This window comes from Telluria sp. LT1R51-2 (assembly GCF_059685775.1).
The window spans coordinates 1683594-1709775 of sequence record NZ_JCASIM010000001.1 but is presented as its reverse complement, the minus strand read 5'-3'; the positions used below and the strand labels follow the sequence as shown (position 1 = coordinate 1709775).

Sequence of the window (26182 nt, the reverse complement as noted above, 5' to 3'; positions counted from 1 at the left end):
CTGGCTATAATCCCGGTCTTCGCATCGAAGGATTCCCCATGTCATTGCTAGCCCACGAGCTTGAACTGCTCTCGCCCGCCAAAACCGCCGAGATCGGGCGCGAGGCGATCCTGCACGGCGCCGATGCCGTCTATATCGGCGGCCCGGCATTCGGGGCGCGGCACAATGCCAGCAACCCGCTCGAGGACATCGCCGGGCTGGTACAGTTTGCGCACGCCTACCGGGCGCGCATCTTCGTGACGATGAACACGATCATGCACGACAGCGAACTCGAGCTGGCGCGCAAGCAGATCTGGCAGCTGTACGAGGCCGGCGTCGATGCGCTGATCATCCAGGACATGGGGTTGCTCGAGCTCGACCTGCCCCCGATCCAGCTGCATGCCAGTACCCAGTGCGACATTCGTGGGCCAGAGAAAGCGAAATTCCTCGCCGACGTCGGGTTTTCGCAACTGGTGCTGGCGCGCGAACTGACGGTCGAGCAGATCCGCAAGATCCATCAGGTCACCGACACCCCGCTCGAATACTTCGTGCACGGCGCGCTGTGCGTGGCGTATTCGGGCCAGTGCTATATCTCGCACGCCGACAATGGCCGCTCGGCCAACCGGGGCGACTGCTCGCAGAATTGCCGCCTGCCCTACACGCTGAGCGATGGCCAGGGCCGCGTGGTTGCGTTCGACAAGCACCTGTTGTCGATGAAAGACAACGATCAGAGCCGCAACCTGGGCGCACTGGTCGATGCCGGCATCCGCTCGTTCAAGATCGAAGGCCGCTACAAGGACATGGGTTACGTGAAAAACATCACGGCCCACTACCGCCTGCTGCTCGACGAACTGCTCGACCAGCGGCCGGAATTCGTGCGCGCCTCGAGCGGCCGCACGCGCGTCATGTTCACGCCGGATGTCGACAAGAACTTCCACCGCGGCCATACCGAGTACTTTGCGCAGGGTCGCCTGACCGATATCGGCGCGTTCGATTCGCCGAAGTACGTGGGCGTGGAACTGGGCATCGTGGCGCGCCTGAACGGCGACAGCTTCGATGTCGTCACCAGCGCGCCGATGGCCAACGGCGACGGCTTGAACTATATGTACAAGCGCGACACGGTCGGCATCCAGGCCAACAAGGCCGACAAGCTGGGCGACGAGGCTGACGGCCAGCGCTGGCGCGTGTATCCGAACGAGCCGATGCAGACGCTGGCAGGCTTGAAGGTCGGCACCGTCATCCACCGCAACCGCGACCACGGTTGGGAAGCAACGCTCAACAAGAAATCATCCGAGCGCAAGGTGGCGCTGGAACTGGTGCTCAGCGAACAACCGGATGGACTGCGCCTGGACATCATCGACGAGGACGGCATCGCGTCGCATGCAGCGGCGGCAATAGCCCTGCAGCCGGCGACGCAGGCCGCGCAGGCCGATGCGGGATTACGCGCCAGCGTTGCCAAACTCGGCAACACCATGTTCGAAGCGGGCCACGTCGAACTCAAGCTGAGCCAGCCGTGGTTCGTGCCGAGCGCGGCGATCAATGCACTGCGCCGCGACGCCATCGCGGCGCACGAAACGGCGCGGCTGGCGGCCTGGCAGCGGCCCGAGCGCAAGGCGGCAACCACGCCGCCGCCGGTGTATCCGGACGTGCAGCTGAGCTATCTGGCCAATGTCTACAACGACAAGGCACGCGCGTTTTACCAGAAGCATGGTGTGCAGCTGATCGATGCTGCGTACGAATCGCACGAGGAAGCCGGCGAAGTCTCCCTGATGATCACCAAGCACTGCCTGCGTTTCTCGTTCAACCTGTGCCCGAAGCAGGCCAAGGGCGTGCAAGGCGTGCAGGGCCAGGTGAAGGCCGAACCGATGACGCTGGTGAGCGGCGAAGACCGCTACACGCTGCGCTTTGATTGCAAGCCGTGCGAAATGCACGTGGTGGGTGCGATGCGCTCGAACATCCTGAAGCAGCCGCCACCATCGGCCGTGTCGTACACGCCGTTGACGTTCCATCGCCAGCGGCCGCGGGCCTGACTAGCTGTTGGCGCTTGTTGTTGTCGACCAAACGGCGCCCTCGGGCGCCGTTTTTCATTTCCGGAGGATCGTGCAATCGATGCCGAGGTTTCGGCATGGGCAGCACCGCGAGCCGTATCCATACTGATGCCACTGATCACACATTAGGGAGCACAACATGGAACACGCATCGAAAGTCATCCTGATCACGGGCGCCAGCAGCGGCATCGGTGAAGCCACCGCCCGTTTTCTTGCAGCGCAGGGCCACCGTGTCATCCTCGGCGCGCGCCGCGTCGAGCAGCTGGTCGCACTGGCAAGCGCCATCCGGGCTGCCGGCGGCACTGCCGACGTCGCCCGCCTCGACGTCACGAGCATGGAGAGCATGACGGCATTCGCCGACTTCGCGCTCGACTGCCATGGCCGGATCGACGTGCTCGTCAATAACGCGGGCGTCATGCCGCTGTCGAAACTCGAGGCCTTGAAGATCGATGAGTGGAACCAGATGATCGACGTGAACATCCGCGGCGTGCTGCACGGGATTGCCGCCGTATTGCCGGGGATGCAGGCCCGTGGCAGCGGCCAGGTCATCAATATCGCGTCGATCGGCGCGTATGCGGTCAGCCCGACAGCGGCGGTGTATTGCGCCACCAAGTTTGCGGTGGCGGCGATCACCGAGGGTTTGCGGCAAGAGGTCGGCGGCGCGATCCGCGTGACGCTGGTGTCGCCCGGCGTCGTGGAGTCGGACCTGGCGGAATCGATTTCAGACCCTGCTGCGCGCGCCGCGATGCGCGACTTTCGCAAGGTGGCGATCAAGCCGGAGGCCATTGCACGCGCGATCGGGTTCGCGATCGACCAGCCGGCCGACGTGGATGTCAGCGAGCTGATCGTGCGGCCGACGGCCAGTCCTTACTGAGGTGCGTATTGAGGCACGTACTGAGGCACGTACTTAGGCACGTACTGAGGCACCTGCCGCGTCTTGCCTACGCCGGGATCTTCAGACCTTTTTGCACGGACGGGCGCGCGAGGAATTTCGTGAGCGCGGCCGACACGTGCGGGAAGTCCTTGATGCCGACCAGATCCCCTGCTTCGTAAAAATTCAGCAGGCCATTGATCCACGGGAAGATCGCGATATCGGCAATGGTGAATTCGTCACCCGCGATCCAGGCGTGCTGCGCCAGTTGACCTTCAATCACGCCCAGCAGGCGGCGTGACTCGTCGACATAGCGGTCACGGGGGCGCTTGTCCTCATAGTCCTTGCCAGCAAACTTGTGGAAGAAACCGAGCTGGCCAAACATCGGCCCTACGCTGCCGATCTGGAACATCACCCACTGCATGACTTGATAGCGCGCGGCCGGGTCCTGCGGCATGAGCTTGCCACTCTTGTCCGCCAGGTAGATCAGGATGGCGCCCGACTCGAACAGCGGCAGCGGCTGGCCGCCTGGGCCGTCCGGGTCGATGATCGCCGGGATCTTGTTATTCGGGTTGAGCGACAAGAACGCCGGCGAATGCTGGTCGTCCTTGGCGAAGTCGACCTTGTGCACTTCGTACGGCAGACCGACCTCTTCCAGCATGATCGGAATCTTGACGCCATTGGGCGTCGGCATCGAATACAACTGCAGCCGGTCCGGATGTTGTGCCGGCCATCGCTGCGTGATGGGGAATGCGGAGAGATCGGTCATGGCGTTGTCGCTCGCCCGATCAGCCGAACAGCTTGGCGGCGGTTTCGGCGATCAGCTTGCCCTGATGGCGCGCGCCGCCCAGGTCGATCTCGCTCGGCTGACGTTCACCCTTGCCGCCGGCAATCGTCGTCGCGCCGTACGGGCTGCCTCCGGCGACTTCGTCGAGCGTCATCTGCTGCTGGTAGCTGTATGGCAGGCCAACGATGGTCAAGCCGAGGTTCATCAGATTCGTAATGATCGAAAACAGCGTGGTTTCCTGGCCGCCGTGTTGGGTGGCGGTCGACGTGAAGGCGCCGCCGACTTTACCGTTCAGGGCGCCGCGTGCCCACAAGCCGCCGGTCTGGTCGAGGAAGGCCGCCATCTGGCTCGGCATGCGGCCGTAGCGCGTCGGTGCGCCGATGATGATGGCGTCGTAGTGCTCCAGATCATCCACTTTGGCAATGGGCGCAGACTGCTCCAGCTTGAAGTGGCCGTTCTTGGCGATGTCTTCTGGAACGGTTTCAGGGACGCGTTTCACGTCGACCGTTGCACCGGCGCCGCGCGCGCCTTCAGCCATTGCATTGGCCATCGTTTCAATGTGACCGTAGGTCGAGTAATACAAAACCAGTACTTTTGCCATGGACTTCTCCGATAGCTGAAAACAGAAAAGCCATTGTAGCGAGATCGGCAAAGATGCCGGTTTCGCTACAATGGCCTGTCGTGTCGTCTCCGTCGTGTCGTCTGATTATCAGCGCTGTTGGCGTACGTCAGATCCAGTAGATGAATGCGGCCAGTGCGACGACCAGCGCCACGCGCGTGATGTTGTACGCGGTCTTATTCCACGCCTTGAAGCGGCGGCGGTACTGGCCCATGTAGAACGAAATGCGGAACAGCTTGCTGACCAGGCCGACCTGGTCGCCCGTTTCGTTAGGCGATGCGGCGGCGGTCATCAGGTTGCGGCCGAGCCAGCGGTTCACGCTCTGCATCCAGCGATAGCGCATCGGGCGCTCGACGTCGCAGAACAGGATGATGCGATCGCTCTCGCTGCCATTGATCGCCCAGTGAATATAGGTTTCGTCAAACACGACGCCCTGGCCATCGCGCCAGCTATGGCGCTCGCCATCGACTTCGATGAAGCAGCGGTCATCGTTCGGCGTGGCCAGGCCCAGGTGGTAGCGCATCGAGCCGGCGAACGGATCGCGGTGCGGATTGAGCTTGCCGCCCGGTGGTAGCTCGGCGAACATCGCGGCCTTGACGGACGGGATCGACTGCAGCAGCGCGTAGGTCTGCGGACACAGGCGCTCGGCCGACGGGTGGCTGGCGTCATACCATTTCAGGTAGAAACGCTTCCAGCCATTCTTGAAGAACGAATTGAAACCGGCGTCATCGTTCTGCTCGGCAGCCTTGATTTTTTTCAGCGCGAGCATGCTCTCCGCTTCGGCGCGGATAATGGGCCAGTTCTCTTGCAGGCGGGCCAGTTCAGGGAATTCGGACAGCGGCGTGAACGGGGTATTGGGTACGCGCGAAAACTTGTGCATGAAGATATTGATCGGCGCCATGAACGACGAGTGATCAAAAATCTGGCGACGAAACGGTAAACGGACGCGGCCGCGGAAATGGATGTGCAGGATCGATAACACGTAAAAACCGACAACAACCCACTTCATACCATCCTCCGTCCCAACCCATTGCGTGGCTGGCTTGCTTGATCGAGGACGCAGAATACCACAACGGCCATGGGGCCGTTGCGGGCGGGCCAGGTTCTCTGGACGAGATGCCGGCGCATCGGCAAGGGGCGAATGCCGCGCTTGCCGATGAAGCAGAGTTGGCGGACCTGGTGGCCCGCCGGGGAAATCTTAGTGCGTCACCGACGTGATCGCATACCCTTTTTCGGCGATCTGGTCGCTCAGGTGTTCGATGTCGAAATCCTTGATGCCGTCGGCGTTGTCTTCCACCTCGTAGCCCTGGGTTTCAATTTCCCAATCGGTATTGGTGGCTTCTTCAGGAATGCTTTTCGATTCCGGCACGGCCAGGTAAGAAAACTTGCCATCATGTTCAGCACGGCGGTAGATATCCAGGCGCATATTATTTCCTCTATTTAATGTTTGCTTTCGAATGAAAGCGAGCATCTTCACAGTAGAAGATCGCGCATGAAGCGTCTGTTAATTGCCCAACACTCAGTCATGTCACGATGTTATCAGTGGCCGGGCCGCTGTCCCAACACCCTTGCCGGCAGCATGACAACGGCCTTGAGCAGATTGAACACGGCATCGACGCCGATCCCCAGCAACCTGAACGGCAGAAGCAACAGCCACACAACGGGATACACGAGCAGCGCCAGCAACGCGATCGGCCAGCACACCATCAACAGCAGCACCCACACCAGAAAACTCAGCATATTGCCTCCACATTGAACATGGAAGCACTCTACCCGCCACCGTTATTCGGAGGCAATCCCCATCCGACGCGCGGTCGGTTCCTCGGCACGAACAGTCGCTTACCCCGATAAGCGGTCAAGGCAATAGCCGCATGGCTCAATCCAAACAATTAGGGTCAGTGTCGAATTATTGAGCAACTGATTTACTGCAGTTGGCAAACAATTCGACACTGACCCTAATTATCCGGCGTGCAATGACCCATCAATTGGGGTCAGAGTCGAATTATTGAGCAACTGATTTACTGAAGTTGTCAAACAATTCGACACTGACCCTAGTTGGGGGTTAGGCGTATTCGGGGATTTGTTCGGTGACGGTCTGGGTGATGACGTCGGCCTGGATCGAGGCTTGCAGGGACGGGATGGAGCCGCCGGCGCGGTAGGCGAAGGACAGGCGCAGCAGGTCGCCGGCTTTGACGGTGATGGGCGTGTACAGCGGCAGCGTCATGTAGTGGTTCAGCCAGTCGATCGTCGTGGCTTGCTCCTGCACGATGGCCAGGACGTTTTTTGTCACGAAGCGCATGGCGTTCAGGGTGCCGGACTGTTCGATCAGGACCGAGCCTTCCCAGGCGATCGGGCTGTCGACCGGCTGGCCGAAGTCGATGATGCTGTAAACGGCGGGTTGCGACAGCTCGATCGTGCCTGGCTGGACGACGCCGGTTTCCTGGAACTGGACGATCGGGGCGTAGAAGCCGTCGAAGTCGTATTCCTGCTGGAGCGGCTGGACGGCCATGATCACGGCTTCCGGCATGAACAGCGGCAGCGGGCCGCCGAACTTGGCCAGGTAGCGGCGCTTGAACGACTCGATCACTTCGACCTGTTTTTCACGCAGCATGCCGACGTGGATCATTTCGCAGATGACGACATCGACCGGCTCCGGTGGCAGGTAGTCGAATGCGTCGGCGTGGACGACCTCGACCTTGTGGCCGTTCGGGTTCATGGCCAGGAAGCGGCGCGCTTCACGCACCATGTCCGGGTTGTACTCGACGCAGTAGACTTTCGACGCTTTCTGCGCCGCGAAGAACGACAGCACGCCTGTGCCGCCGCCCAGTTCCAGCACCTTGGCGCCGGGGAAGACCGAGTAGTGGATGGCGGATTTGAAGCTGTGCATCCGGTTCTGGTCCATCAGCATATTGTGATGGTAGTGGACTGGAATGAACTGCCCCAGGTAGCAGCTTTCGATTTCGCGTTCGTTCAGCATGATTATCCTCGTCGTCCTGTGTAGTGGGACCGTGGGACTATTATGGATACTATTTCCTACGCGCAATCTGTCGAGGTGAGGGGCAAATGACGTCCAATTCAATCCCGACGCAATTCGCCACCCATCAGCGGCCGGACAATAATCCGGCCAGTTTGTCGTGCCCAGCCTGCTTGGCCAGTTGTGCAGCGGTGAAGCCTTCCGTGTTCTTCAGTGCCGCATTCGCACCCTTGGCCACCAACAGGCGCACGATCCCGTCCTGCCCCTCGCGCGCTGCCATCATCAACGGCGTCACGGCGCCGGACGGGCGTGGCGACAGTGCATCGAGCTTCGCCCCGCGCTCGATCAGCAGTTGCGCGATGGCGGCGTCGCCACTGGCGGCCGCGTAGTGCAGCGCCGTCCAGCCGGGCTGGTTGACCTTGGCGCCCTTGTCGAGCAACGCCCGCACGGTGTCGCCATCGCGCTTGAACGCCGCCATCATCAGTGCCGTGTTGCCGTTGACTGCCTTGCGTTCCAGATCGGTGCCCGGATGGGCCAGCAGATCCTGGACGACGGCCGTCGAGCCTTCGCGGATCGCCAGCACCAGTGCCGGCTCGCCACCCAGCGGATTGAGTTCGTTGGCGTTGACGACCGTCCCGACCATCTTGCGCACGGTGCTCGCATCGTCCATCTGCACGGCGCGGAAGAACGACGACACCTGCTTGTCAGTCGGCGGCGCCGCTGCAACAGCGCCGCCGGCCGCTGCAACCAATACACTCACTGCGCACACGCGCGCCATCGAACGAACAATCCGCATGCGTCAGCTCCTGGCTGTCTGGAACAGGTTGAAGAAGTTCTCGCTCGTCTGCGCCGCGACATCGCGCAGCGACACGCCCTTGAGCGTGGCGATGTACTCGGCCACGTGCGCCACATAGCCCGGCTCATTCATGCGGCCACGGAAGGGCACCGGCGCCAGATACGGGGAATCGGTCTCGATCAGCATGCGCTCGAGCGGCACCGCCAGCGCAACGGCCTGCAAGTCCTTCGCGCTCTTGAACGTCACGATGCCCGAGAACGAGATATAGAAGCCCTGCGCCATCGCCGCCTGCGCCACCTCAAGCGACTCGGTAAAGCAATGCATCACGCCCGCCACGCCACCGGCGTCGGTGCCGGCGCCCTCTTCCTTCATCAGGCGGATCGTGTCTTCACTGGCTGCGCGCGTATGGATGATCAGCGGCTTGCGGGTCTCACGCGAGGCGCGGATATGCACGCGAAAGCGCTCGCGCTGCCAGTCGAGGTCACCCTTGAGGCGGTAGTAATCCAGGCCCGTCTCTCCGATGGCAACGATCTTCGGGTGGTCCGCCAGGTCGACCAGCTGCTGCACGGACGGTTCAGGGGTGTCCTCGTAGTCGGGATGCACGCCGACCGAGGCGAAGATATGCGGATACTGCTCGGCCAGCGCGAGCACTTGCGGAAAGTCCGGCAGGTCGACCGACACGCACAAGGCGTGCGTAACCTGGTTCTCGGCCATCTTGGCCAGCACCTCGCGCATGCGGGCGGCCAGTTCCGGAAAATTGATGTGGCAGTGGGAATCGATAAACATCCCGCCATTGTACGCGAGGCGCCCTGCCGCAGCACGGGCACCACCGTCATGGTCAAGCCACGCGCTTGCCCAGAATGATCAGATCGCGCTCGATGCCATCGAGGTTCGCCACCCGCGGGAAGTTGGCCCAGGTCTCGAAGCCGTATTTACCAAACAGCGCCAGGCTCGGCGCATTGTGGCCGAAGATGAAGCCCAGCAGCGTGTGCACCTTGACCTCGGGCGCGAACGCGATTGCCAGCTCCAGGCAGTAGCGTCCCAGGCCCTGGCCACGGGCGCTTTCGGCGATATAGATCGAGACTTCCGCCGTACCCGAATACGCCGGCCGGCCGTAGAAGTTCGAGTACGACAGCCAGCCAATCACCGCCGGCTCTTCGCTCGTATCGAGCGCATCGTGGATTACCCACAGCGGGCGCCGGTCGGGCGTGTGCTCGTTGAACCAGGCTTCGCGCGACTGCACCGACACCGGCTCGGTATCGGCCGTCACCTCGCGCGAGGCAATGGTGGAATTATAGATATCGACGATGACCGGCAGGTCGTCGCGTCGTGCCAGGCGATGGACGTAGGAAGGCATGCAGCTAAATTGGGTTAGTTACAAAAATGGGTTAATTACAAACGATGGGTTAGTTACAAACCATGGGTTAGTTACAAAGTATGGGTGGCGCGTGAAGAACGCAGCGCGGCGCCGAGGATTTCTTCGATGCGCTGGCGGGCGCGCTGGCCCGATTCGTCCGCCGGGAAATGCACGCCGATGCCTTGCGCCTTGTTGTTGTTGGCGCCCGCCGGCGTGATCCACGCGACGGTGCCGGCTATCGGGTATTTGTTCGGGTCGTCCATCAGCGCCAGGATCAGGTAGATCTCGTCGCCGATCTGGTACGGCTTACTGGTCGGGACGAACATGCCGCCATTGCGCAGAAACGGCATGTAGGCCGCATAGAGCGCCGCTTTTTCCTTGATCGCCAGCGACAGCACGGACGGGCGCGGGGCCTGGGCTGCGGTGGCATCGGGCGGATTGGCGCTCATCGTGGTCCTCTCATGTACAGCAGCCAGTGTACTCAAGCAGCATGTCCTCGACAAATAATTTTGCCGACAGCGGATGATCTGCCACTGCGCGCCGTTCGTTCATGGCCTTGATCGCGCGCAGCAGATTATTCGTCTGCGCCCGGCCGGCCAGCGCCGCCAGCTCTTTCTGGTAGCGCGGATAGTAGCGGATCTTGCCCGACAACTTGCACGAGAATACATCGTACAGCCAGCGCTGGGTCCACGCCACCAATGCCGGCAGCTCGGCCTTGGCCAGCTTGTCGGCCGCGCGCAGCGCCGCATCCGGCGCCGGCCGCGCCAGAAACGCGAGCAGCACGTCGAGTTCTTCGCGGCTGCCGTGCGCCGACGCGGCCAGCGCCGCCAGCGGCGCGCCGCCCTGCTCGCGCAGCCAGCTGTCGGCATCCGGCACGCTTTGCGCGTTGAGCCACGCCAGCGCATCGTCGTGCGACGGCATCGGCAGCGCGAACTTGCGGCAGCGCGACAGGATCGTCGGCAGCAGCCGGTCCAGGCTATTGCTCGACAACAGGAACACGGTGCCCGGCGGCGGCTCTTCCAGCGTCTTGAGCAGCGCGTTCGACGCCGGCGTATTCAGCGCCTCGGCCGGATACAGGACCACGACGCGCAAGCCCTGGCGGTGGGTCGAGATATTCATGAAATCGGCCAGCGCCCGGATCTGCTCGATCTTGATTTCTTTCGACGGCGCCTTGGTCGACTTCGATTTACGATCGCCATCACCTTCCTCGTCGCCCGCGCCTGGCTCGTCTTCGAGCGCTTCGGGCCGCACGCGGCGGTAATCGGGATGGTTGTGCTGGGCGAACCAGCCGCACGATGCGCAGACGCCGCAGGCCTGGCCGTCAGGCCGGGCGTTCTCGCACAGCAGCGCCTGTGCAAACGCTTCGATGAAGTCGGCCTTGCCGGTGCCGGCCGGGCCGTGGAACAGGATCGCGTGCGGCATGCGCGCGCGCAGTGCCTGCAGTTGCGTCCAGGCCGCGCGCTGCCACGGATACATCGTCACAGCAGGCGCTCCAGGACAGTCGCGAGTTCGCGCTGGATCGCCTCGATGCTGCGCGTCGAATCGACGACCACGAAGCGCCCCGGGAACTGCGCTGCGCGGCGCAGGTACTCGGCGCGGCACCGGCCAAAGAACTCGGCCTGCTCGCGCTCGAACTTGTCGAGCGTGCGCGAGGCCGCAAGCCGCTCGCGCGCCACCTCGAGCGGCACGTCGAACAGCAGCGTCAGGTCAGGCTGCAGCGCTGGATGCACCCACGCCTCGAGCGCTTCCATCTTTTCGCGCGACAGGCCACGGCCACCGCTCTGGTACGCGAAGCTGGCATCGGTAAACCGGTCCGACAACACCCAGTGGCCCATCGCCAGCTGCGGCGCAATCATCTGAGCGATATGCTCGCGGCGGCTGGCGAACATCAGCAGCGCCTCGGTCTCGAGATGCATCGTTTCGTGCAGCAGCACGTCGCGCAGCTTTTCGCCCAGCGGCGTGCCGCCCGGCTCGCGCGAGGCGACCACGGTCTTGCCGTGCGTTGCGAGAAATTCGGTGACGAAACCGATATGGGTCGATTTTCCGGCGCCGTCGATGCCTTCGAACGTGATGAACTTGCCCTGCATGGAACAACCTTCTGTCATTGGGTGGTGATCCCGCGCTGGTAGCGATTCACGGCGCGGTTGTGGTCCGGCAGATTGCTGGAGAACTGGCTGGTGCCGTCGCCGCGCGAGACGAAATACAGTGCAGGCGTCTCGGCCGGCGCGAGCGCTGCCTGCAGCGACTGCAGGCCGGGCAGCGAGATCGGCGTGGGCGGCAAGCCGCTGCGCGTATAGGTATTGTACGGCGTGTCGGTCAGCAGGTCCTTCTTGGCGATCTTGCCGACGAACGCGTCGCCCATGCCGTAGATGACGGTCGGATCAGTCTGCAGCAGCATGCCGGTGCGCAGGCGGTTGACGAACACGCCGGCGATCATCGTGCGCTCGCTCTTCTGCCCCGTTTCCTTCTCGACGATCGAGGCCATGATCAGCGCTTCGTACGGCGTCTTGTACGGCAGTTCCTTGTTGCGCTTGTCCCAGGCTTCGTTCAGGTGGGCAAGCATGGCCTGGTGCGCGCGGCGGTAGATCTCGATTTCGGACGAGCCCTTCGCAAACAGGTAGGTGTCGGGGAAGAACAGGCCTTCCGGATCCTTGTACTCGGTCGAGATCTTCGCCATCAGTTCAGCGTCGGTCAGCTTGACGGTATCGTGCTTCAGGCGCGTGTGGCTGCTGATCGCCTGACGCATCTGCTTGAAGCTCCAGCCTTCGATGATCGTCACCGTTTCTTGCGCGAACTCGCCGCGCACCAGTTGCGACAGCAGGCCGCGCGGCGACGTGTTCGGCTTGAGTTCATAACTGCCGGCCTTGATGCGGCCCGCATCGCCCGTCAGGCGCGCCAGCAGCACGAACAGCGTCGGGTTGACGGGCACGCCGGCAGCGGCCATCTGCTGCGCGCTGGCGGCCACGCCGCTGCCGGGGTTGATCGAAAATTCAATCGGTGAGCCGGGGACCGGCAAGGCCTGCTTGGTCCACCAGGCGAAGCCGCTGGCGGCAGCGACGGAAACGATGACGCCGGTAACGAGTAATTTTTTTATCAGTGCCATGTGTTTGCGCGGTCAACGTGCGAAATGGACCGCGCCCGGCGCGATTTTCCACACAACTCTATAATGAGGCCGTAATGATAAAGCCTAATTGCCTAAATATAAGCGGATTTTGATGACGACCCAGACAGACATCCAGAACACGCCTTCGCCGGTGCCGGCTCATGCTGACCTGACGGTACCTGCGCAGGTTGCTGACATTGGCCCGCAGCTCACGCTCGACGATGTGACCGCCGGCTTCATCGCGACGGTACGCGAGCAGGGCCTGATCGCTGTGAGCGGTGACGATGCCGCCAAATTCCTGCACACGCAACTGACCAACGACGTCGAGCACCTGACGGCGACGGACGTGCGCTTCGCGGGCTTTTGCACGCCGAAGGGCCGCCTGCAGGCAAGCTTCCTGATGTGGCGTGATGTCGATGCCGTCTACCTGCAACTGCCGCGCGCCATCCAGGCGCCGCTGCAGAAACGGCTGTCGATGTTCGTCATGCGCTCCAAGGCCAAACTCGTCGATGCGACCGATGCAGCACCGTTCGCCACGGTTCTGGGTCTGGGCGGCGCCCGTGCACAAGCAGCGCTCGGGCAGATCGTGCCGACGCTGCCGGCCACGCCGATGACCAAGACCGATGGTGCGTTCGGCACCGTCCTGCGCCTGAACGACGCGTTCGGCGCGCCACGCTACTTGTGGCTCACGTCCGACGAGACGGCCAGCGCTGCGCTGTCCGCACTGGGCACGCAGCTCACCGTTGGCGGCGACCAGGCCTGGCAACTGGCGACGATCCACGCGGCCGAGCCGCAGGTCGGCCCCGCGACGCAGGAACAGTTCGTCCCGCAGATGATCAATCTCGAGCTGCTCGGTGGCGTCAATTTCAAGAAGGGCTGCTATCCCGGCCAGGAAATCGTCGCACGCACCAAGTACCTCGGCAAGATCAAGCGCCGCGCGACGCTGGCCCGTATTGACGACGCAAATGCACGCGCCGGTGACGAAGTCTTTTCGCCCCTCGACCCGAGCCAGCCATGCGGCATGGTCGTCAACGTCGCGCCCAACGGCATGGGTGGCGCCGATGCGCTGGTCGAAATCAAGCTGGCGCAGCTGACCGAAGAAGTGCGCCTGGGCTCGGCCACCGGTGCACGTGTGAGCTTTTTACCGATGCCGTACAGCCTCGACGCGATCGACGACTGACGATGGCCGATCTGTCCGTCTCCGACCTGTATGTGTATTACAAGGTGCGCGACGCCGATACCGCGCAACTGGCGCCGCTGGTGCGCGCGATGCAGGCGGCCCTCGCCGCCAGCGAAGGCGTGAGCGTGCAGCTCAAGCGCCGGCCAGGTAACCAGGATGGCTTGCAAACCTGGATGGAAGTCTACCCGTCCGTCCCCGCCGGCTTTGCCGCCGCGCTCGCGCGCGCTGTCGACGAGGCCGGATTCGAATCCCTGCTGGCCGGCCCGCGTCGTGTCGAAGTCTTTACGGAGTTGCCGCCATGTGCCTGATCGTCTTTGCATGGCACGTCGTCCCTGGCGTGCCCGTGATTGCCGCCGCCAATCGCGATGAATTCTATGACCGCCCGGCGCTGCCCGCGGCGCCCTGGCCCGAGCATCCGCACGTGATCGCCGGACGCGATCTGCAGGGCGGCGGCAGCTGGATGGGCGTGTCACTCACGGGCCCGAATGGCCCGCGCTTTGCCGCGTTGACCAATATCCGCAGCCCAGGCGAGCGTCAGCCCAATGCGCCGACACGCGGGGCGCTGGTGGCCGACTACCTGGCTGGCGAGCTCGATGCGGGCGCCTACGTCGCCCAGCTGGCCGCGCAGCCGGACCACTACAACGGCTACAACCTGGTGCTGGGTGATGGCGAGACGCTGTACTGGTACTCGAACCGCGGCCAGCACGACCCGCGCAACGGCCAGCCGCTCGAGCGCGGCCGGATCTACGGCATCTCGAACGGTTTGCTCGACGCGCCGTGGCCGAAGGTGCTGCGCACGAAAGCGCAGTTCGCGAGCCTCTTGTGCCAGGGCGCACCGGAAGACGCGTACTTCGAAATGTTGGCGGACACCACGCGCGCACCCGATTTGCGCCTGCCGGAAACGGGTGTGCCACTCGAAATGGAGCGGATGCTGTCATCGGTCTGCATCGAGTCCGAGGAATACGGCACGCGCACGTCGACGGTGGTCAAGCTGTACCTGAACGGCGCGCCCGACCTGCACGAGCGCATCGTGGTCCCGGGCGAGCAGGCCGCGGCCTGATAAAGGGTCGGCCGCTCAGCGCCGTCCCTTGAGCCCCGCTTTCAGGATATCCCGCAGATGCGGCGTGGCCGCATACGGGTCGGGCGGCTGCCGGCCGTGCACCAGCGCACCGGTGTGCTCGGCCACGGCGCCCAGCGCCTGCGGATGCGAGAACACATAAAAGCGCTCAGCGCGGATGGCATCGAACGTCAGTTGCGCGACCTGCGCCGCCGACACCTTGCCCGAGCCGACCGCTTTTTCGGTCAGCGCCTGCGCCGCCATCTGGCTGGCCGTCATGATCTCGTCAGTGCGCAGTTCGTCCGGCCGGTGCCGGTGCGACTGGGCGATCTGGGTCGGGATGAAGTACGGGCACAGCACCGACGTGCCGATCGGCGCATCGACCAGCTTGAGGTCGTGATACAGCGTTTCGGTCAGCGCCACCACCGCATGCTTGGACACGTTGTACAAGCCCAGCGCCGGTGAATTGATCAGCCCCGCCATCGACGCCGTGTTGACGACGTAACCCCGGTACGCGGGATCCTTGGCCGCGCATTCGAGCATCACGGGAATGAACGCACGCACGCCGTTGACGACCCCGTACAGGTTCACGCCCAGCACCCACTCCCAGTCTTCCTTCGAATTTTCCCAGATCAGGCCACCGGCGCCAACGCCCGCATTGTTGAATACCAGGTGCACTGCGCCAAAGCGCGCCATCGCCGAATCGGCCAGCTCCTGCACGTGCGCGCTCTTGCGCACGTCGCACACCATCGCAATCACGTCGGCGCCGCCGTCCATCAGTTCCTCGGCAGCTTTCTCGAGTGGCTTGCGCTGCACGTCGCCCAGCACCAGCTTCATGCCCAGGCTGGCGGCCATGGTGGCGAACTCGCGGCCCATGCCGCTGGCCGCGCCGGTGATGACTGCGACCTTGCCCTTGAAATCATCCATCGTCTTGTCCTTTGACCGAAACGTTCAGACAGCGTCAGACAGCGGTGACGCCGCCATCGACCGCCAGTATTTGTCCCGTGATGTGCTTGCCGGCGTCGGAGGCAAACAGCACCACCGCGCCTTTCAGGTCTTCGTCGTCGCCCAACCGTCCCAGCGGCGCCGCGGCTGCCAGACTCTCGGCGCCGTAAGCGGCCAGCACACCTTTTGTCATCTTCGATGGAAAAAAACCGGGCGCGATGGCATTGACCGTGATGCCGTGACGGCCCCATTCGCCGGCCAGCGTGCGCGTGAAGTTGATCACCGCGCCCTTGGACGTGTTGTACGCAATGGTCTGCATCGCATCCGGCGGGTTGCCCGACAGGCCGGCAATCGACGCGATATTGACGATGCGCCCGTAGCGGCGCGGGATCATCGACAGCTTGCCGACCGCCTGCGCGACCAGGAAGACCGAGCGCACGTTCAGGTTCATCACCTTGTCCCACGCCTCGATCGGATAGTCCTCGGCGGGTGCGCCCCAGGTGGCGCCGGCATTGTTGATCAGGATATCGACGTGCCCCAGGCGCGCCAGCGCCGTCTCGACCAGGCTTGTTGCATGCGCCGGGTCGGACAGGTCGCCCGCAAAGCAGCTCGCCTCGATGCCCAAGTCGTGCAGCCGGGCGACGGCGGCGTCGAGTTCTTCCTGCTTGCGCGAGGTGAGAATCAGGCGCGCGCCCTGCTCACCCAGCGCCTGCGCCATCTGCAGCCCGAGCCCGCGCGAGCCGCCGGTGACAATGGCGGTCTTGCCCTCCAGTGAAAACAGTTCCTGCGTGGTGCGCATACGGCCTCCGGTCAACACGGTGTGGTCAGACTTCGTAATCCATGCACTGGCGGCCCTCGCGGATCGCGCCGATGAACGGCACCACGGCCTGGTGCACCGGGTGCGCGATATACGCGGCCAGGGCCGCGCGGTCGGCGAATTCGGAATACAGCACGATGTCGTAGGTGGCTTCGAGGTCAGGCTGGGCCAGCGTGACTTCGAACGTGATGATGCCGGGGACGATCGCGGCGCATTCATCGAGCCGGCGTTTCATCTCGCGTGCATTGGTTGCGCGGTCCGCGCCTTCGGCCGCGTCTTTCAGTTTCCACATGACGATGTGCTTGATCATTCGTGCTCCTGTTTTTGGTGTGGTGGGCAGCGTTACCTGCTCTTCGCAACCAGTATAGCGAGCGCACGATCGTTCGCCAAAACAGTACGAAAAACATATTTACAGCATGGGCTCCGGCCTACCCATTTTGCAAGATTCGCGTAAGGTTCGAGGCGCACATTGGGTTGGCTGACCAACAATCAGCCTTTCCGCTTAAACACAAAACAATGAACGGAGACAAGCCATGGCAATCACACCCGGCAACACTGTCGGCGCCGTACCCCCCACCACCACTGCCGGCCTGACCAAGGAAGAGCGCAAGGTCATTGCTGCTTCCTCGCTCGGCACCGTGTTCGAATGGTACGATTTTTACCTGTACGGTTCGCTCGCCACGATCATCGCCAAACAGTTCTTCATTGGCGACCCCAATACCACCTTCATCTTTGCGCTGCTGGCCTTCGCCGCCGGCTTCATCGTGCGCCCGTTCGGCGCGCTCGTGTTCGGGCGCCTGGGCGACATGATTGGCCGCAAGTACACCTTCCTGATCACGATCCTGCTGATGGGTGCGTCGACCTTCCTGGTCGGCATCCTGCCCAGTTACGCGCAGATCGGCATTGCCGCGCCAATCATTCTCGTCACGCTGCGCATCCTGCAGGGTCTGGCGCTGGGCGGCGAGTACGGCGGCGCGGCGACCTACGTGGCCGAGCATGCGCCGCACGGCAAGCGCGGGCTGTTTACGGCGTTCATCCAGACCACCGCAACGATCGGCCTGTTCCTGTCGCTGCTCGTCATTCTGGGCACCCGCACGCTGATCGGCGAAGAAGAATTCCAGGCCTGGGGCTGGCGCATTCCGTTCCTGATCTCGGTCGTGCTGCTGGGGATTTCGGTCTGGATCCGGCTGTCGATGAACGAGTCGCCGGCGTTTGCCAAGATGAAGGCCGAAGGCAAGACGTCGAAAGCGCCGCTGTCGGAAGCGTTCTTGAAACCAAAGAACGCCAAGATCGCCCTGCTGGCGCTGCTCGGCCTGACGATGGGCCAGGCCGTGGTCTGGTACACGGGCCAGTTTTACGCGCTGTTCTTCCTGACCAAGACGCTCAAGATTGCCGACCCGACGGCCAACATCCTGATCGCCATCGCCCTGCTGCTGGCCACGCCATTCTTCATCATCTTTGGCGCGCTGTCGGACAAGATCGGCCGCAAGTGGATCATCTTGGGCGGCTGCGTGATTGCGGCGGCGACCTACTTTCCGATCTTCAAGGCCATCACGCACTACGGCAATCCAGCCCTGGAAACGGCGCTGCGCACCGCGCCCGTGGTCGTCGTGGCCGACCCGGCCACCTGCAGCTTCCAGATCGACGCGACCGGCACGCGCAAGTTCCCGTCATCGTGCGACATCGCCACGCGCATGCTGACGGCGGCCTCGGTCAGCTACAACCGCATCGATGCGCCCGCCGGGACCGTCGCCACGATCAAGATCGGCACGACCGAGTTCAAGTCGTTCAACGCCGTCATGACGCCGGATAACCTGAACTTCAACGATGCCTCCAAGGCCAGCGAAGCGGCGCTCAAGAAGGAGGTCAACGGGGCGCTGGCCAGCGCGGGTTATCCCGAGAAAGCCGATCCGGCCGCGATCAACAAGCCAATGCTGGTCGTGCTGCTGTTCATCCTCGTGCTGTATGTGACGATGGTGTATGGCCCGATCGCGGCGATGCTGGTCGAGATGTTCCCGACCCGTATCCGCTACACGTCGATGTCGCTGCCGTATCACATCGGGAATGGCTGGTTCGGCGGGCTGCTGCCGACGACGGCGTTTGCGCTGGTGGCGTTCAAGGGCGATATCTATTACGGCCTGTGGTACCCGATCATCATCGCATTGACCACATTCGTGATCGGTGCGCTGTTCGTGCGGGAGACCAAAGACAACAATATCTACGCGAACGACTAGTCGTTTTGTTGTGTGCTCGATGCGTGGAGTGCGACGCTCTCCACGCATCGAGCCACTTTAACTTCAGGTGTTGAACGCGCCATTCGCCGCAGCCAGCTGCACCAGCAGTGGGGCTGGCGTCCACGCCTCGCCATTGCGCCCGTGGGCATAGCCTTCGATCGCCCTCAGCACGGCAGGCAACCCGACCATGTCGGCATACAGCATCGGCCCGCCACGATGCAGCGGGAAGCCGTAGCCGCTCAGGTAGACCATGTCGATGTCCGACGCCCGCAGCGCGATGCCTTCTTCGAGGATTTTGGCGCCCTCGTTGACCAGCGCGTACACGAGGCGCTCGACGATTTCAGCGTCCGGGATGGCGCGGCGCTCCACACCGATCTCGTCCGAGTACTGCGTCACCATCGCGTCGACGGTACTGGAGGGCGTGGCCACACGCGCGCCCGCCTGGTAGTCGTACCAGCCGGCGCCCGTCTTCTGCCCGAAACGGCCCTGTTCACACAAAAGGTCCGGCAGCTTCGAATAGGCAAAATCGGGCGACTCGATTGCACGGCGCTTGCGGATATGCCAGCCGATGTCGTTGCCGGCCAGGTCACTCATCCGGAACGGCCCCATCGCAAAACCGAATGTCTCGATCGCGCGATCGACCTGTTCCGGCAGCGCGCCTTCTTCCAGCAGGTCGTACGCCTGGCGCAGATACTGTTCGAGCATGCGGTTGCCGATGAAGCCATCGCAGACGCCCGAGACCACGCCGGTCTTTTTGAGTTTTTTCGCCAGCGCCAGCGCCGTGACCAGCACGTCGGCACCGGTCTGCGCGCCGCGCACGATCTCGAGCAGCTTCATCACGTGCGCGGGGCTGAAGAAATGCAGCCCGATCACGTCCTGCGGCCGGCCCGTGAACGCGGCGATGCGATTCACGTCGAGCGACGACGTGTTGGTGGCCAGGATCGCGCCCGGCTTCATCAGCTTGCCGAGCTCGCGGAACACGAGCTCCTTGACGGCCATGTCCTCGAACACCGCTTCGACGACGATGTCGGCCTGCGCCAGCGCGTCGTACGACAGCGTGCCGGTGATGGAGGCCATGCGCTGCGCCAGCTTGTCGGCCGTGAGCTTGCCCTTGGCGACGCTGCGTTCGTACACGGCGCGGATACCGGCCAGGCCCTTGTCGAGCGCTTCCTGCTTCATTTCGAGAATCGTCACCGGGATGCCGGCGTTGGCAAAGTTCATCGCGATGCCGGCGCCCATCGTGCCCGCGCCCACCACGGCCGCACTGGCGATCGGGCGTGGCCGGGTGTCGGGCGGCACACCGGGTACCTTGCCGGCAGCGCGCTCGGCAAAGAATGCATGACGCAGCGCCTTCGATTCGGGCGTCGTGGTCAGATACATGAAGCGTTCGCGCTCGAACTGCGAGCCGGCTTCGAAGGTTTCAGCCGTGACCGACGCGGCCACCGTTTCAACGCACTCGCGAGGCGCCGGGAATGGGCCGGCCATCGCATCGACGCGCTCACGGACCGCTGCCAGGAAGCCGGCGGCGTCCGGGTGGTCAACAGCGCGGTCGCGCACTTTTGGCAGCGGCCGGACGGCGGCGACCGATTCGGCAAACGCGACGGCGGCCGGCAACAGGTCGACGTCCGCATCAAATACCCGGTCGAACAGCCCCGTGCCGGCCAGCTTGTCGGACACGACCGGCGCACCGGTGAGGATCATGTCGAGGGCTTTTTCCAGGCCCAGCACGCGCGGCAGGCGCTGCGTACCGCCGGCGCCGGGCAGCAGGCCCAGCTTGACTTCAGGCAGCGCGATCTGTGCGCCCGGCGCGGCGACGCGGTAGTGGCAACCCAGCGCCAGCTCGAGGCCGCCACCCATGCACACGCTGTGGATCGCGGCAACGACTGGCTTGGCCGCGCTTTCGGCAGTGGCGATCAGCGTGTGCAGCGTCGGCTCGGTCAGCGCTTTGGGGGAGGTGAATTCACGGATGTCGGCGCCGCCCGAGAACGCCTTGCTAGCGCCGGTGATCACGATGGCCGTGACGGCCGGGTCGGCTTCGGCCTGCCGGATGCCGGCAACGGCTGCGGTGCGGGTGGCCAGGCCAAGGCCATTGACGGGGGGATTGTTCAGCGTGATGACGGCAACGCTGCCGTGCACCTGGTAGTCGGCGCTCATGTCGATTTCGTCTCCTGAAAGTGGGAATGACCGAGCTGCCAACTATACCGCAAATAAACGAACGAACGTGTTATTCGGGCAAGCCAGGAGGGGGATTACCCAATCCGAATGGCGCAGTCAACGTTAAATAGAGCAAAGGTTTGAACTGATGAGCGATTCCATGGTCCAACGCCTGTCCCCAGCGTCAGGAGTCGCTATGAAAGCGCCCCGTTTCAAGAACTGGTTTGCCAAGTTGTCAGCGCTGAATCAGCCGCAGCGCCGGCAGGTACTTGAGGCCCTGCATCCCGCAGCCGGCCTCGACCAGGTGGTGGCGCTGATCGCCCAGGCCAGAGCGCCAGCACGCTGCTGCCCCAGCTGTGGCAACGAACGCTGTCATCGGCACGGCTTCGCCAACGACCTGCAGCGCTTTCGCTGCTGCGCCTGCGGTCGCACGTTCAACGACCTGAGCGGCACGCCACTGGCGCGGCTCAGGCACAAGGCCAAATGGCTCGCGTATTCGCAGGTGCTGCTCCATTCACTGTCCGTACGCAAGGGCGCAGAACGGGCCGGCGTACACCGCAATACGGCATTCCGGTGGCGTCACCGCTTTCTTGCCTGGGTCAAGCTCGACCGGCCTGCATCGCTCAACGGCATCGTCGAGGCAGATGAAACGTTCCTGCTCGAATCGCAAAAAGGCTCGCGCAACCTCGACCGCCCGCCACGCCGCCGCGGGGGACGCGCAACCAAACCTGGCATTTCCCGGCAATTCGACTGCATTTTGGTGGCACGCGACCGGAATGGCCAAACTATTAATGCCGTCACTGGCCGTGGCGCACTGACAGTCGCGCAACTCGAACGCGATTTGCTGCCCAGACTTGATCCGCAGGCACTGCTGGTCAGCGACAGCCATGCCGCTTATCGGGCATTTGCACGCAAGCACAAAGTTGCGCACGAGATGGTTAATTTGCGTGCCGGGGTACGCGTCAGGCATGCGGGAAGCCGTGCCATCCACGTACAGAATGTGAACGCGTATCACGGACGCTTCAAGGCCTGGCTATTGGGCTTTCGCGGCGTGGCATCGCGCTACCTGCCCAATTACCTGGGTTGGCGTTGGGCTCTGGATGGCGGACGGGTCAGTTACTCAGAACAATTGTTTTGCATCGCAATCGGCGTCATCAACAGACAACGCTGACTGCGCCATCAGAATTGGCCGCGTTGGCTCGCTTCTGCGATCTTCTTGTCGGTCTTGTACTGGCTCAGCGCGTACACCGCCCAGATCGTGGCAGGCAACCAGCCAACCAGCGTGATCTGCAGGATCAGGCAGATGACGCCTGCAATCGGACGGCCAATCGTGAAGAACGTCAGCCAGGGAAAGATAAGGGCGATAAGCAGGCGCATGGGGATTCCTGTGAGTGGAAAATTGTTAAAAGTGACACAACTTTACCCGTCCACCGCGAAATGCGTCGCACAGTTATTTTTCGGCAACCTGCGTTGATGGCAGACGGTGCTGAGCATAGGTCTCGCGTAGCCGGTTCTTCTGGATCTTGCCGGTGCCGCCGACGGGCAACGCGTCGGCGAACACGACGTCGTCCGGCGTCCACCAGCGCGCGACCTTGCCGTCAAACCAGCTGATCAACGCGTCGCGCGTGACGTCCATGCCGGGCCGGCGCACAACCACCAGGAGCGGACGCTCGTCCCATTTCGGGTGCGCTACACCAATGCAGGCCGCCTGCAGCACGGCCGGATGCGCCATTGCCACGTTTTCCAGGTCGATCGTGCCAATCCATTCGCCACCGGACTTGATCACGTCCTTGCTGCGATCGGTGATCGCCAGATAGCCGTCGGCGTCGATCGTGGCGACGTCGCCCGTCGGGAACCAGCCATCAACCAGCACGTTGCCGCCCTCCTCGCGGAAATACCCGGAAACCACCCAAGGCCCCTTGACCAGCAGGTGGCCGAAGGTCACGCCATCCCAGGCCAGTTCGGCGCCAGCGTCGTCGACGATTTTCATGTCGACGCCATAGATGGCATGCCCCTGCTTGCGCAGAATCGCGCGCTGCTGCTCGGGCGGCAGCGCAAGGTGTGCGCTGTTCAACGTGCAGGCCGTGCCCAGCGGCGACATCTCCGTCATGCCCCATGCGTGCACGACCTCAATGCCGAAGCGGTCCATCAGCGTGTCCATCAGCGCTGGCGGGCAGGCCGAACCACCGATCACGGTGCGACGGAACGTGGAGAACGCCAGAGCATGCTCGATGACGTGGTTGACCAGGCCCAGCCAGACCGTGGGCACGCCCGCCGAGAACGTCACGCCCTCGCCTTCGAACAAATCGTACAGCGAGCGTCCGTCGAGCGCCGGCCCCGGAAACACGAGCTTGGCACCCGACAGCGGCACCGAATACGGCAGACCCCACGCATTCACATGGAACATCGGCACGACCGGCAGCACGACGTCGCGCGACGATACATTGAGCGCATTCGGCATGGCCGACGCATACGCATGCAGGACCGTGGAGCGGTGCGAATACAGCGCGCCTTTCGGGTTGCCAGTCGTGCCGGACGTGTAGCACAGGCTGGCGGCCGAACGTTCGTCGAACTGTGGCCAAGCATAGTCATCGCTCTGCGCGCCGATCAGGTCTTCGTAGCACAGCAATGTGTCGATGCCACTGTCACGTGGCAGCGCTGCGCTGTCGCACAAGGCCACCCAGGCCTTGACGCCCGTGCAGCTGCGCGCCAGCGCGGTGACAATCGGCAGGAAGGTCAGGTCGAAGAACAGCACCTGGTCGTCGGCGTGGTTGACGATGTAGGCGATCTGGTCCGCGTGCAGGCGGGGATTGATCGTGTGCAGCACGGCGCCGGAGCCCGAGACGCCGTAATACAGTTCCAGGTGCCGGTAGCCGTTCCAGGCCAGCGTGGCCACCCGGTCGCCCATGGCGACGCCCAGGCTGTCCAGCGCATTGGCCAGCTGGCGCGAGCGGGCGGCCGCATCGCGCCACGTGTAGCGGTGCAGGTCGCCCTCGACGCGGCGCGAGACGATCTCGCGGTCGCCATAGTGGCGCGCGGCGAATTCGATGATGCCGGAGACCAGCAACGGTGTATCCATCATCTGGCCTTGCAGGGGACTCACGGGATAGTCAGACATGTGGGCTCCGGGATGTAAAGAGGATTAAGCTCAACAGCAACGGGGAAAGTGTCGTGCGCGATGGCGCGCGGCGTCAACGCAATTCGATGATGCAGTGCGTCATCTTGCCACTCCGCGCCTGCCCGCCCTGACCCGCTGCCGTTACAGGATGTAACGCGCGCACACTGGCGTGCCCGATCACGCATACCATCGCGGTCGGGTAAAATCGTTCCATGCCGATTACGTTACCGAGGACTGCCATTACTGCCGACGAACTCGCACTGAACAATTCCTTCGCCGAATTGCCGCCAGCGTTTTACACGCGCCTGATGCCTACACCCCTGCCTGCGCCGCATTTCATTGCGGCCAGCGAACCTGCGGCGGCCCTGATCGGGCTGACCGTCGAGGATCTCGCGCATCCTGATTTTGTCGACGTCTTCACCGGCAACAAGGTCGCGCCGCGTTCGCAACCGCTTGCCGCCGTGTATTCCGGCCACCAGTTCGGTGTCTGGGCCGGCCAGTTGGGCGATGGTCGCGCGATCACGCTGGGCGACATCGCCACCCCGACCGGCCCGATGGAAATCCAGCTCAAGGGCGCCGGGCGCACGCCGTATTCCCGCATGGGCGACGGCCGCGCCGTGCTGCGCTCGTCGATCCGCGAATTCCTGTGCTCCGAAGCGATGGCCGCGCTGGGCATCCCGACGACGCGCGCGCTGTCCCTGACCGGCTCGCCGCAGGGTATCGCGCGTGAAACGCTCGAGACGGCCGCCGTCGTGGCGCGCATGGCGCCGACGTTCGTTCGCTTCGGCTCGTTCGAGCACTGGGCCTCGCAAGACCGCCAGGACGAGCTGCGCCTGCTTGCCGACTACGTCATCGGGCAGTTTTACCCCGAACTCGCCGGCGAGGCCAATCCGTACGCGGCGCTGCTGGCCGAAGTCACGCGCCGCACCGCGCGCATGATCGCGCACTGGCAGGCGGTGGGCTTTATGCACGGCGTCATGAACACCGACAATATGTCGATCCTGGGCCTGACGCTCGACTATGGCCCGTTCGGCTTCATGGAAGCGTTCGACGCCCGCCATATCTGCAACCACACGGACCAGGGCGGGCGTTATTCGTACGCCAACCAGGTCCCGGTCGGCCACTGGAACTGCTACGCGCTGGGCAATGCCCTGCTGCCGCTGATCGGCGAACCCGAGGTAGCCGAAGAAGCGCTCGCCGTCTACCGGCCCGAATTCGGGCGCCAGATGGACATCCTGATGCACGGCAAACTGGGCCTTCTAGAAAGCCAGGACGGCGACGCCAAGCTCTTCGAAGACACGATCGAACTGCTGCAGGCGAATCACGCTGACTTCACGCTGTTCTTCCGCCTGCTGGGTGACCTGCAGGTGGACGCACCCGGGCATGACGAACCGCTACGCGACCTGTTCATCGACCGCGCCTCGTTCGACGCCTGGGCCACGATCTATCGCACCCGCCTGCGCAGCGAACAGAGCGTGGATGCTACGCGCCGCGTCGCGATGAACCTGGTCAACCCCAAGTACATCCTGCGCAACTACCTGGCCCAGACCGCCATCGAACAGGCCCAGAACGGCGACTTTTCTGGCGTGCACAAGCTGCTGGCCGTACTCGAGCGCCCGTTCGACGAACAACCAGAACACGCCGCCTACGCCGAGCTGCCGCCCGATTGGGCTGCGCATCTCGAAGTAAGCTGCTCTTCATAAACTCACCAACGAGACACGAGGAAACCACATCATGACCGACAAAGTCACCAAGACCGACGCCGAGTGGCGCAACCAGCTCGACCCGATGGAATACGAAGTCACGCGGCACGCGGCGACCGAACGCGCGTTCACCGGCAAGTTCTGGGACCACCACGAGCACGGCATTTACAGCTGCGTCTGCTGCAACACGCCGTTGTTCGAATCGGACACCAAGTTCGACTCGGGCTGCGGCTGGCCCAGCTACTTCCGCGCGCTCGACCCGGCCAATGTGATCGAGAAAACCGACCGCACGCACGGCATGGTGCGCACCGAAGTCATTTGCGGCGTCTGCGACGCGCACCTGGGCCACGTGTTCCCCGACGGTCCGCCGCCAACCGGCCTGCGCTATTGCATCAATTCCGCCTCGATGCGGTTCGACCCCGCCTGAGAGTGATTGCACG

28 protein-coding genes are annotated in these 26182 nt (G+C 63.4%); 9 read left to right on the top strand and 19 right to left on the bottom strand.

Annotated elements, in window-relative coordinates; translation table 11 throughout:
• Positions 1-38: 38 nt before the first annotated feature.
• Positions 39-2009 carry a peptidase U32 family protein gene (locus AC56LH_RS07645; protein ID WP_499645355.1) on the top strand — a complete coding sequence of 657 codons (1971 nt, stop codon included), beginning with the start codon at positions 39-41 and terminating at the stop codon, positions 2007-2009.
• Positions 2010-2166: 157 nt separating this feature from the next.
• A complete protein-coding gene (locus AC56LH_RS07640) occupies positions 2167-2901 on the top strand; it encodes an SDR family oxidoreductase (protein ID WP_499645353.1) in 735 nt (244 codons plus the stop codon).
• Between the two features lie 67 nt (positions 2902-2968).
• On the opposite strand, the gene AC56LH_RS07635 is transcribed toward AC56LH_RS07640, so the two are convergent.
• The 13 genes from AC56LH_RS07635 to mltG all read right to left on the bottom strand — a co-directional run bounded on the left by AC56LH_RS07635 (position 2969) and on the right by mltG (position 12534).
• Positions 2969-3667 carry a glutathione binding-like protein gene (locus tag AC56LH_RS07635; protein ID WP_499645351.1) on the bottom strand — a complete coding sequence of 233 codons (699 nt, stop codon included), beginning with the start codon at positions 3665-3667 and terminating at the stop codon, positions 2969-2971.
• Positions 3668-3686: 19 nt separating this feature from the next.
• Positions 3687-4286: an NAD(P)H:quinone oxidoreductase gene (gene wrbA, locus AC56LH_RS07630; protein ID WP_499645349.1), complete on the bottom strand. Its 600-nt coding sequence runs from the start codon at positions 4284-4286 to the stop codon at positions 3687-3689.
• A gap of 127 nt (positions 4287-4413) precedes the next feature.
• A complete protein-coding gene (gene lpxO, locus AC56LH_RS07625) occupies positions 4414-5313 on the bottom strand; it encodes a lipid A hydroxylase LpxO (RefSeq protein WP_499645347.1) in 900 nt (299 codons plus the stop codon).
• 189 nt (positions 5314-5502) lie between these two features.
• The gene (locus AC56LH_RS07620; RefSeq protein ID WP_499645345.1) at positions 5503-5730 is read right to left on the bottom strand and encodes a DUF6139 family protein; all 228 of its coding nucleotides are present in this window, start codon (positions 5728-5730) and stop codon (positions 5503-5505) included.
• Between the two features lie 113 nt (positions 5731-5843).
• A complete protein-coding gene (locus AC56LH_RS07615) occupies positions 5844-6044 on the bottom strand; it encodes a hypothetical protein (RefSeq protein WP_499645343.1) in 201 nt (66 codons plus the stop codon).
• A gap of 322 nt (positions 6045-6366) precedes the next feature.
• Complete coding sequence (locus tag AC56LH_RS07610) at positions 6367-7281, bottom strand: class I SAM-dependent methyltransferase (RefSeq protein ID WP_499645341.1); 915 nt, start codon at positions 7279-7281, stop codon at positions 6367-6369.
• 124 nt (positions 7282-7405) lie between these two features.
• Positions 7406-8074 (bottom strand): ankyrin repeat domain-containing protein, encoded by a 669-nt coding sequence (locus AC56LH_RS07605; protein WP_499645340.1) that lies wholly within the window; start codon positions 8072-8074, stop codon positions 7406-7408.
• Between the two features lie 3 nt (positions 8075-8077).
• On the bottom strand, positions 8078-8860 hold the full coding sequence (locus AC56LH_RS07600; protein WP_499645338.1) for a TatD family hydrolase: 783 nt from the start codon (positions 8858-8860) through the stop codon (positions 8078-8080).
• A gap of 52 nt (positions 8861-8912) precedes the next feature.
• Positions 8913-9431 carry a GNAT family N-acetyltransferase gene (locus AC56LH_RS07595; RefSeq protein ID WP_499645336.1) on the bottom strand — a complete coding sequence of 173 codons (519 nt, stop codon included), beginning with the start codon at positions 9429-9431 and terminating at the stop codon, positions 8913-8915.
• A 71-nt stretch (positions 9432-9502) separates the two neighbouring features.
• Positions 9503-9880, bottom strand: a complete 378-nt coding sequence (locus tag AC56LH_RS07590; RefSeq protein WP_183552247.1) for a PilZ domain-containing protein — start codon at positions 9878-9880, stop codon at positions 9503-9505.
• A gap of 10 nt (positions 9881-9890) precedes the next feature.
• Positions 9891-10907 carry a DNA polymerase III subunit delta' gene (locus AC56LH_RS07585; protein ID WP_499648428.1) on the bottom strand — a complete coding sequence of 339 codons (1017 nt, stop codon included), beginning with the start codon at positions 10905-10907 and terminating at the stop codon, positions 9891-9893.
• 2 nt (positions 10908-10909) lie between these two features.
• Complete coding sequence (gene tmk / locus AC56LH_RS07580; RefSeq protein WP_499645333.1) at positions 10910-11518, bottom strand: dTMP kinase; 609 nt, start codon at positions 11516-11518, stop codon at positions 10910-10912.
• Between the two features lie 14 nt (positions 11519-11532).
• The gene (gene mltG, locus AC56LH_RS07575) at positions 11533-12534 is read right to left on the bottom strand and encodes an endolytic transglycosylase MltG (RefSeq protein WP_499645331.1); all 1002 of its coding nucleotides are present in this window, start codon (positions 12532-12534) and stop codon (positions 11533-11535) included.
• A gap of 112 nt (positions 12535-12646) precedes the next feature.
• Between mltG and ygfZ the strand changes: the two genes are divergently transcribed.
• Genes ygfZ through AC56LH_RS07560 form a run of 3 tightly spaced genes read left to right on the top strand, consistent with a single transcriptional unit; the run spans position 12647 to position 14774 of the window.
• Positions 12647-13714: a CAF17-like 4Fe-4S cluster assembly/insertion protein YgfZ gene (gene ygfZ / locus AC56LH_RS07570; RefSeq protein WP_499645329.1), complete on the top strand. Its 1068-nt coding sequence runs from the start codon at positions 12647-12649 to the stop codon at positions 13712-13714.
• Between the two features lie 2 nt (positions 13715-13716).
• A complete protein-coding gene (locus AC56LH_RS07565; protein ID WP_499645328.1) occupies positions 13717-14022 on the top strand; it encodes a DUF4936 family protein in 306 nt (101 codons plus the stop codon).
• The gene (locus AC56LH_RS07560; protein ID WP_499645326.1) at positions 14013-14774 is read left to right on the top strand and encodes an NRDE family protein; all 762 of its coding nucleotides are present in this window, start codon (positions 14013-14015) and stop codon (positions 14772-14774) included. The genes AC56LH_RS07565 and AC56LH_RS07560 overlap by 10 nt, the downstream gene beginning before the upstream one ends.
• A gap of 15 nt (positions 14775-14789) precedes the next feature.
• Here AC56LH_RS07560 and AC56LH_RS07555 read toward each other — a convergent pair whose 3' ends face one another.
• From AC56LH_RS07555 to AC56LH_RS07545, 3 genes are read right to left on the bottom strand one after another with little or no spacing between them, the layout of a single operon-like run.
• A complete protein-coding gene (locus AC56LH_RS07555; RefSeq protein WP_499645324.1) occupies positions 14790-15698 on the bottom strand; it encodes an SDR family oxidoreductase in 909 nt (302 codons plus the stop codon).
• Positions 15699-15732: 34 nt separating this feature from the next.
• Positions 15733-16515 (bottom strand): SDR family oxidoreductase, encoded by a 783-nt coding sequence (locus tag AC56LH_RS07550; protein WP_499645322.1) that lies wholly within the window; start codon positions 16513-16515, stop codon positions 15733-15735.
• Positions 16516-16540: 25 nt separating this feature from the next.
• Positions 16541-16843 carry a Dabb family protein gene (locus tag AC56LH_RS07545; protein ID WP_499645320.1) on the bottom strand — a complete coding sequence of 101 codons (303 nt, stop codon included), beginning with the start codon at positions 16841-16843 and terminating at the stop codon, positions 16541-16543.
• A 223-nt stretch (positions 16844-17066) separates the two neighbouring features.
• On the opposite strand from AC56LH_RS07545, the gene AC56LH_RS07540 reads away from it, so the two are divergent.
• A complete protein-coding gene (locus tag AC56LH_RS07540; RefSeq protein ID WP_499645318.1) occupies positions 17067-18767 on the top strand; it encodes an MFS transporter in 1701 nt (566 codons plus the stop codon).
• A gap of 63 nt (positions 18768-18830) precedes the next feature.
• Here the strand turns inward: AC56LH_RS07540 and AC56LH_RS07535 are convergent, their stop codons facing one another.
• Positions 18831-20921, bottom strand: a complete 2091-nt coding sequence (locus AC56LH_RS07535) for a 3-hydroxyacyl-CoA dehydrogenase NAD-binding domain-containing protein (RefSeq protein WP_499645316.1) — start codon at positions 20919-20921, stop codon at positions 18831-18833.
• A gap of 196 nt (positions 20922-21117) precedes the next feature.
• Between AC56LH_RS07535 and AC56LH_RS07530 the strand changes: the two genes are divergently transcribed.
• Positions 21118-22092: an IS1595 family transposase gene (locus AC56LH_RS07530; RefSeq protein WP_499645314.1), complete on the top strand. Its 975-nt coding sequence runs from the start codon at positions 21118-21120 to the stop codon at positions 22090-22092.
• An 8-nt stretch (positions 22093-22100) separates the two neighbouring features.
• Here AC56LH_RS07530 and AC56LH_RS07525 read toward each other — a convergent pair whose 3' ends face one another.
• Both AC56LH_RS07525 and AC56LH_RS07520 read right to left on the bottom strand, forming a co-directional pair.
• On the bottom strand, positions 22101-22298 hold the full coding sequence (locus AC56LH_RS07525) for a YqaE/Pmp3 family membrane protein (protein WP_343028176.1): 198 nt from the start codon (positions 22296-22298) through the stop codon (positions 22101-22103).
• 73 nt (positions 22299-22371) lie between these two features.
• Positions 22372-24039: a 3-(methylthio)propionyl-CoA ligase gene (locus AC56LH_RS07520; RefSeq protein WP_499645312.1), complete on the bottom strand. Its 1668-nt coding sequence runs from the start codon at positions 24037-24039 to the stop codon at positions 22372-22374.
• Between the two features lie 212 nt (positions 24040-24251).
• Between AC56LH_RS07520 and AC56LH_RS07515 the strand changes: the two genes are divergently transcribed.
• Positions 24252-25742, top strand: a complete 1491-nt coding sequence (locus AC56LH_RS07515; RefSeq protein WP_499645310.1) for a protein adenylyltransferase SelO — start codon at positions 24252-24254, stop codon at positions 25740-25742.
• Between the two features lie 31 nt (positions 25743-25773).
• A complete protein-coding gene (gene msrB / locus AC56LH_RS07510; RefSeq protein WP_183552199.1) occupies positions 25774-26169 on the top strand; it encodes a peptide-methionine (R)-S-oxide reductase MsrB in 396 nt (131 codons plus the stop codon).
• Positions 26170-26182: the final 13 nt, after the last annotated feature.

Excerpts from the sequence above, each read along its gene's own strand:
- AC56LH_RS07610 (WP_499645341.1), bottom strand. The coding sequence starts at position 7,281 with ATGCTGAACGAACGCGAAATCGAAAGCTGCTACCTGGGGCAGTTCATT.
- AC56LH_RS07595 (WP_499645336.1), bottom strand. The coding sequence starts at position 9,431 with ATGCCTTCCTACGTCCATCGCCTGGCACGACGCGACGACCTGCCGGTC.
- AC56LH_RS07560 (WP_499645326.1), top strand. The coding sequence starts at position 14,013 with ATGTGCCTGATCGTCTTTGCATGGCACGTCGTCCCTGGCGTGCCCGTG.
- AC56LH_RS07545 (WP_499645320.1), bottom strand. The coding sequence starts at position 16,843 with ATGATCAAGCACATCGTCATGTGGAAACTGAAAGACGCGGCCGAAGGC.
- AC56LH_RS07640 (WP_499645353.1), top strand. The coding sequence starts at position 2,167 with ATGGAACACGCATCGAAAGTCATCCTGATCACGGGCGCCAGCAGCGGC.
- AC56LH_RS07615 (WP_499645343.1), bottom strand. The coding sequence starts at position 6,044 with ATGCTGAGTTTTCTGGTGTGGGTGCTGCTGTTGATGGTGTGCTGGCCG.
- AC56LH_RS07600 (WP_499645338.1), bottom strand. The coding sequence starts at position 8,860 with ATGTTTATCGATTCCCACTGCCACATCAATTTTCCGGAACTGGCCGCC.
- msrB (WP_183552199.1), top strand. The coding sequence starts at position 25,774 with ATGACCGACAAAGTCACCAAGACCGACGCCGAGTGGCGCAACCAGCTC.
- wrbA (WP_499645349.1), bottom strand. The coding sequence starts at position 4,286 with ATGGCAAAAGTACTGGTTTTGTATTACTCGACCTACGGTCACATTGAA.
- AC56LH_RS07635 (WP_499645351.1), bottom strand. The coding sequence starts at position 3,667 with ATGACCGATCTCTCCGCATTCCCCATCACGCAGCGATGGCCGGCACAA.
- AC56LH_RS07550 (WP_499645322.1), bottom strand. The coding sequence starts at position 16,515 with ATGCGCACCACGCAGGAACTGTTTTCACTGGAGGGCAAGACCGCCATT.
- AC56LH_RS07515 (WP_499645310.1), top strand. The coding sequence starts at position 24,252 with ATGCCGATTACGTTACCGAGGACTGCCATTACTGCCGACGAACTCGCA.
- mltG (WP_499645331.1), bottom strand. The coding sequence starts at position 12,534 with ATGGCACTGATAAAAAAATTACTCGTTACCGGCGTCATCGTTTCCGTC.
- AC56LH_RS07530 (WP_499645314.1), top strand. The coding sequence starts at position 21,118 with ATGAAAGCGCCCCGTTTCAAGAACTGGTTTGCCAAGTTGTCAGCGCTG.
- AC56LH_RS07565 (WP_499645328.1), top strand. The coding sequence starts at position 13,717 with ATGGCCGATCTGTCCGTCTCCGACCTGTATGTGTATTACAAGGTGCGC.
- tmk (WP_499645333.1), bottom strand. The coding sequence starts at position 11,518 with ATGCAGGGCAAGTTCATCACGTTCGAAGGCATCGACGGCGCCGGAAAA.
- AC56LH_RS07590 (WP_183552247.1), bottom strand. The coding sequence starts at position 9,880 with ATGAGCGCCAATCCGCCCGATGCCACCGCAGCCCAGGCCCCGCGCCCG.
- AC56LH_RS07520 (WP_499645312.1), bottom strand. The coding sequence starts at position 24,039 with ATGTCTGACTATCCCGTGAGTCCCCTGCAAGGCCAGATGATGGATACA.
- AC56LH_RS07540 (WP_499645318.1), top strand. The coding sequence starts at position 17,067 with ATGGCAATCACACCCGGCAACACTGTCGGCGCCGTACCCCCCACCACC.
- AC56LH_RS07555 (WP_499645324.1), bottom strand. The coding sequence starts at position 15,698 with ATGGATGATTTCAAGGGCAAGGTCGCAGTCATCACCGGCGCGGCCAGC.
- AC56LH_RS07525 (WP_343028176.1), bottom strand. The coding sequence starts at position 22,298 with ATGCGCCTGCTTATCGCCCTTATCTTTCCCTGGCTGACGTTCTTCACG.
- AC56LH_RS07605 (WP_499645340.1), bottom strand. The coding sequence starts at position 8,074 with ATGCGGATTGTTCGTTCGATGGCGCGCGTGTGCGCAGTGAGTGTATTG.
- AC56LH_RS07535 (WP_499645316.1), bottom strand. The coding sequence starts at position 20,921 with ATGAGCGCCGACTACCAGGTGCACGGCAGCGTTGCCGTCATCACGCTG.
- AC56LH_RS07645 (WP_499645355.1), top strand. The coding sequence starts at position 39 with ATGTCATTGCTAGCCCACGAGCTTGAACTGCTCTCGCCCGCCAAAACC.
- AC56LH_RS07620 (WP_499645345.1), bottom strand. The coding sequence starts at position 5,730 with ATGCGCCTGGATATCTACCGCCGTGCTGAACATGATGGCAAGTTTTCT.
- lpxO (WP_499645347.1), bottom strand. The coding sequence starts at position 5,313 with ATGAAGTGGGTTGTTGTCGGTTTTTACGTGTTATCGATCCTGCACATC.
- AC56LH_RS07585 (WP_499648428.1), bottom strand. The coding sequence starts at position 10,907 with ATGTATCCGTGGCAGCGCGCGGCCTGGACGCAACTGCAGGCACTGCGC.
- ygfZ (WP_499645329.1), top strand. The coding sequence starts at position 12,647 with ATGACGACCCAGACAGACATCCAGAACACGCCTTCGCCGGTGCCGGCT.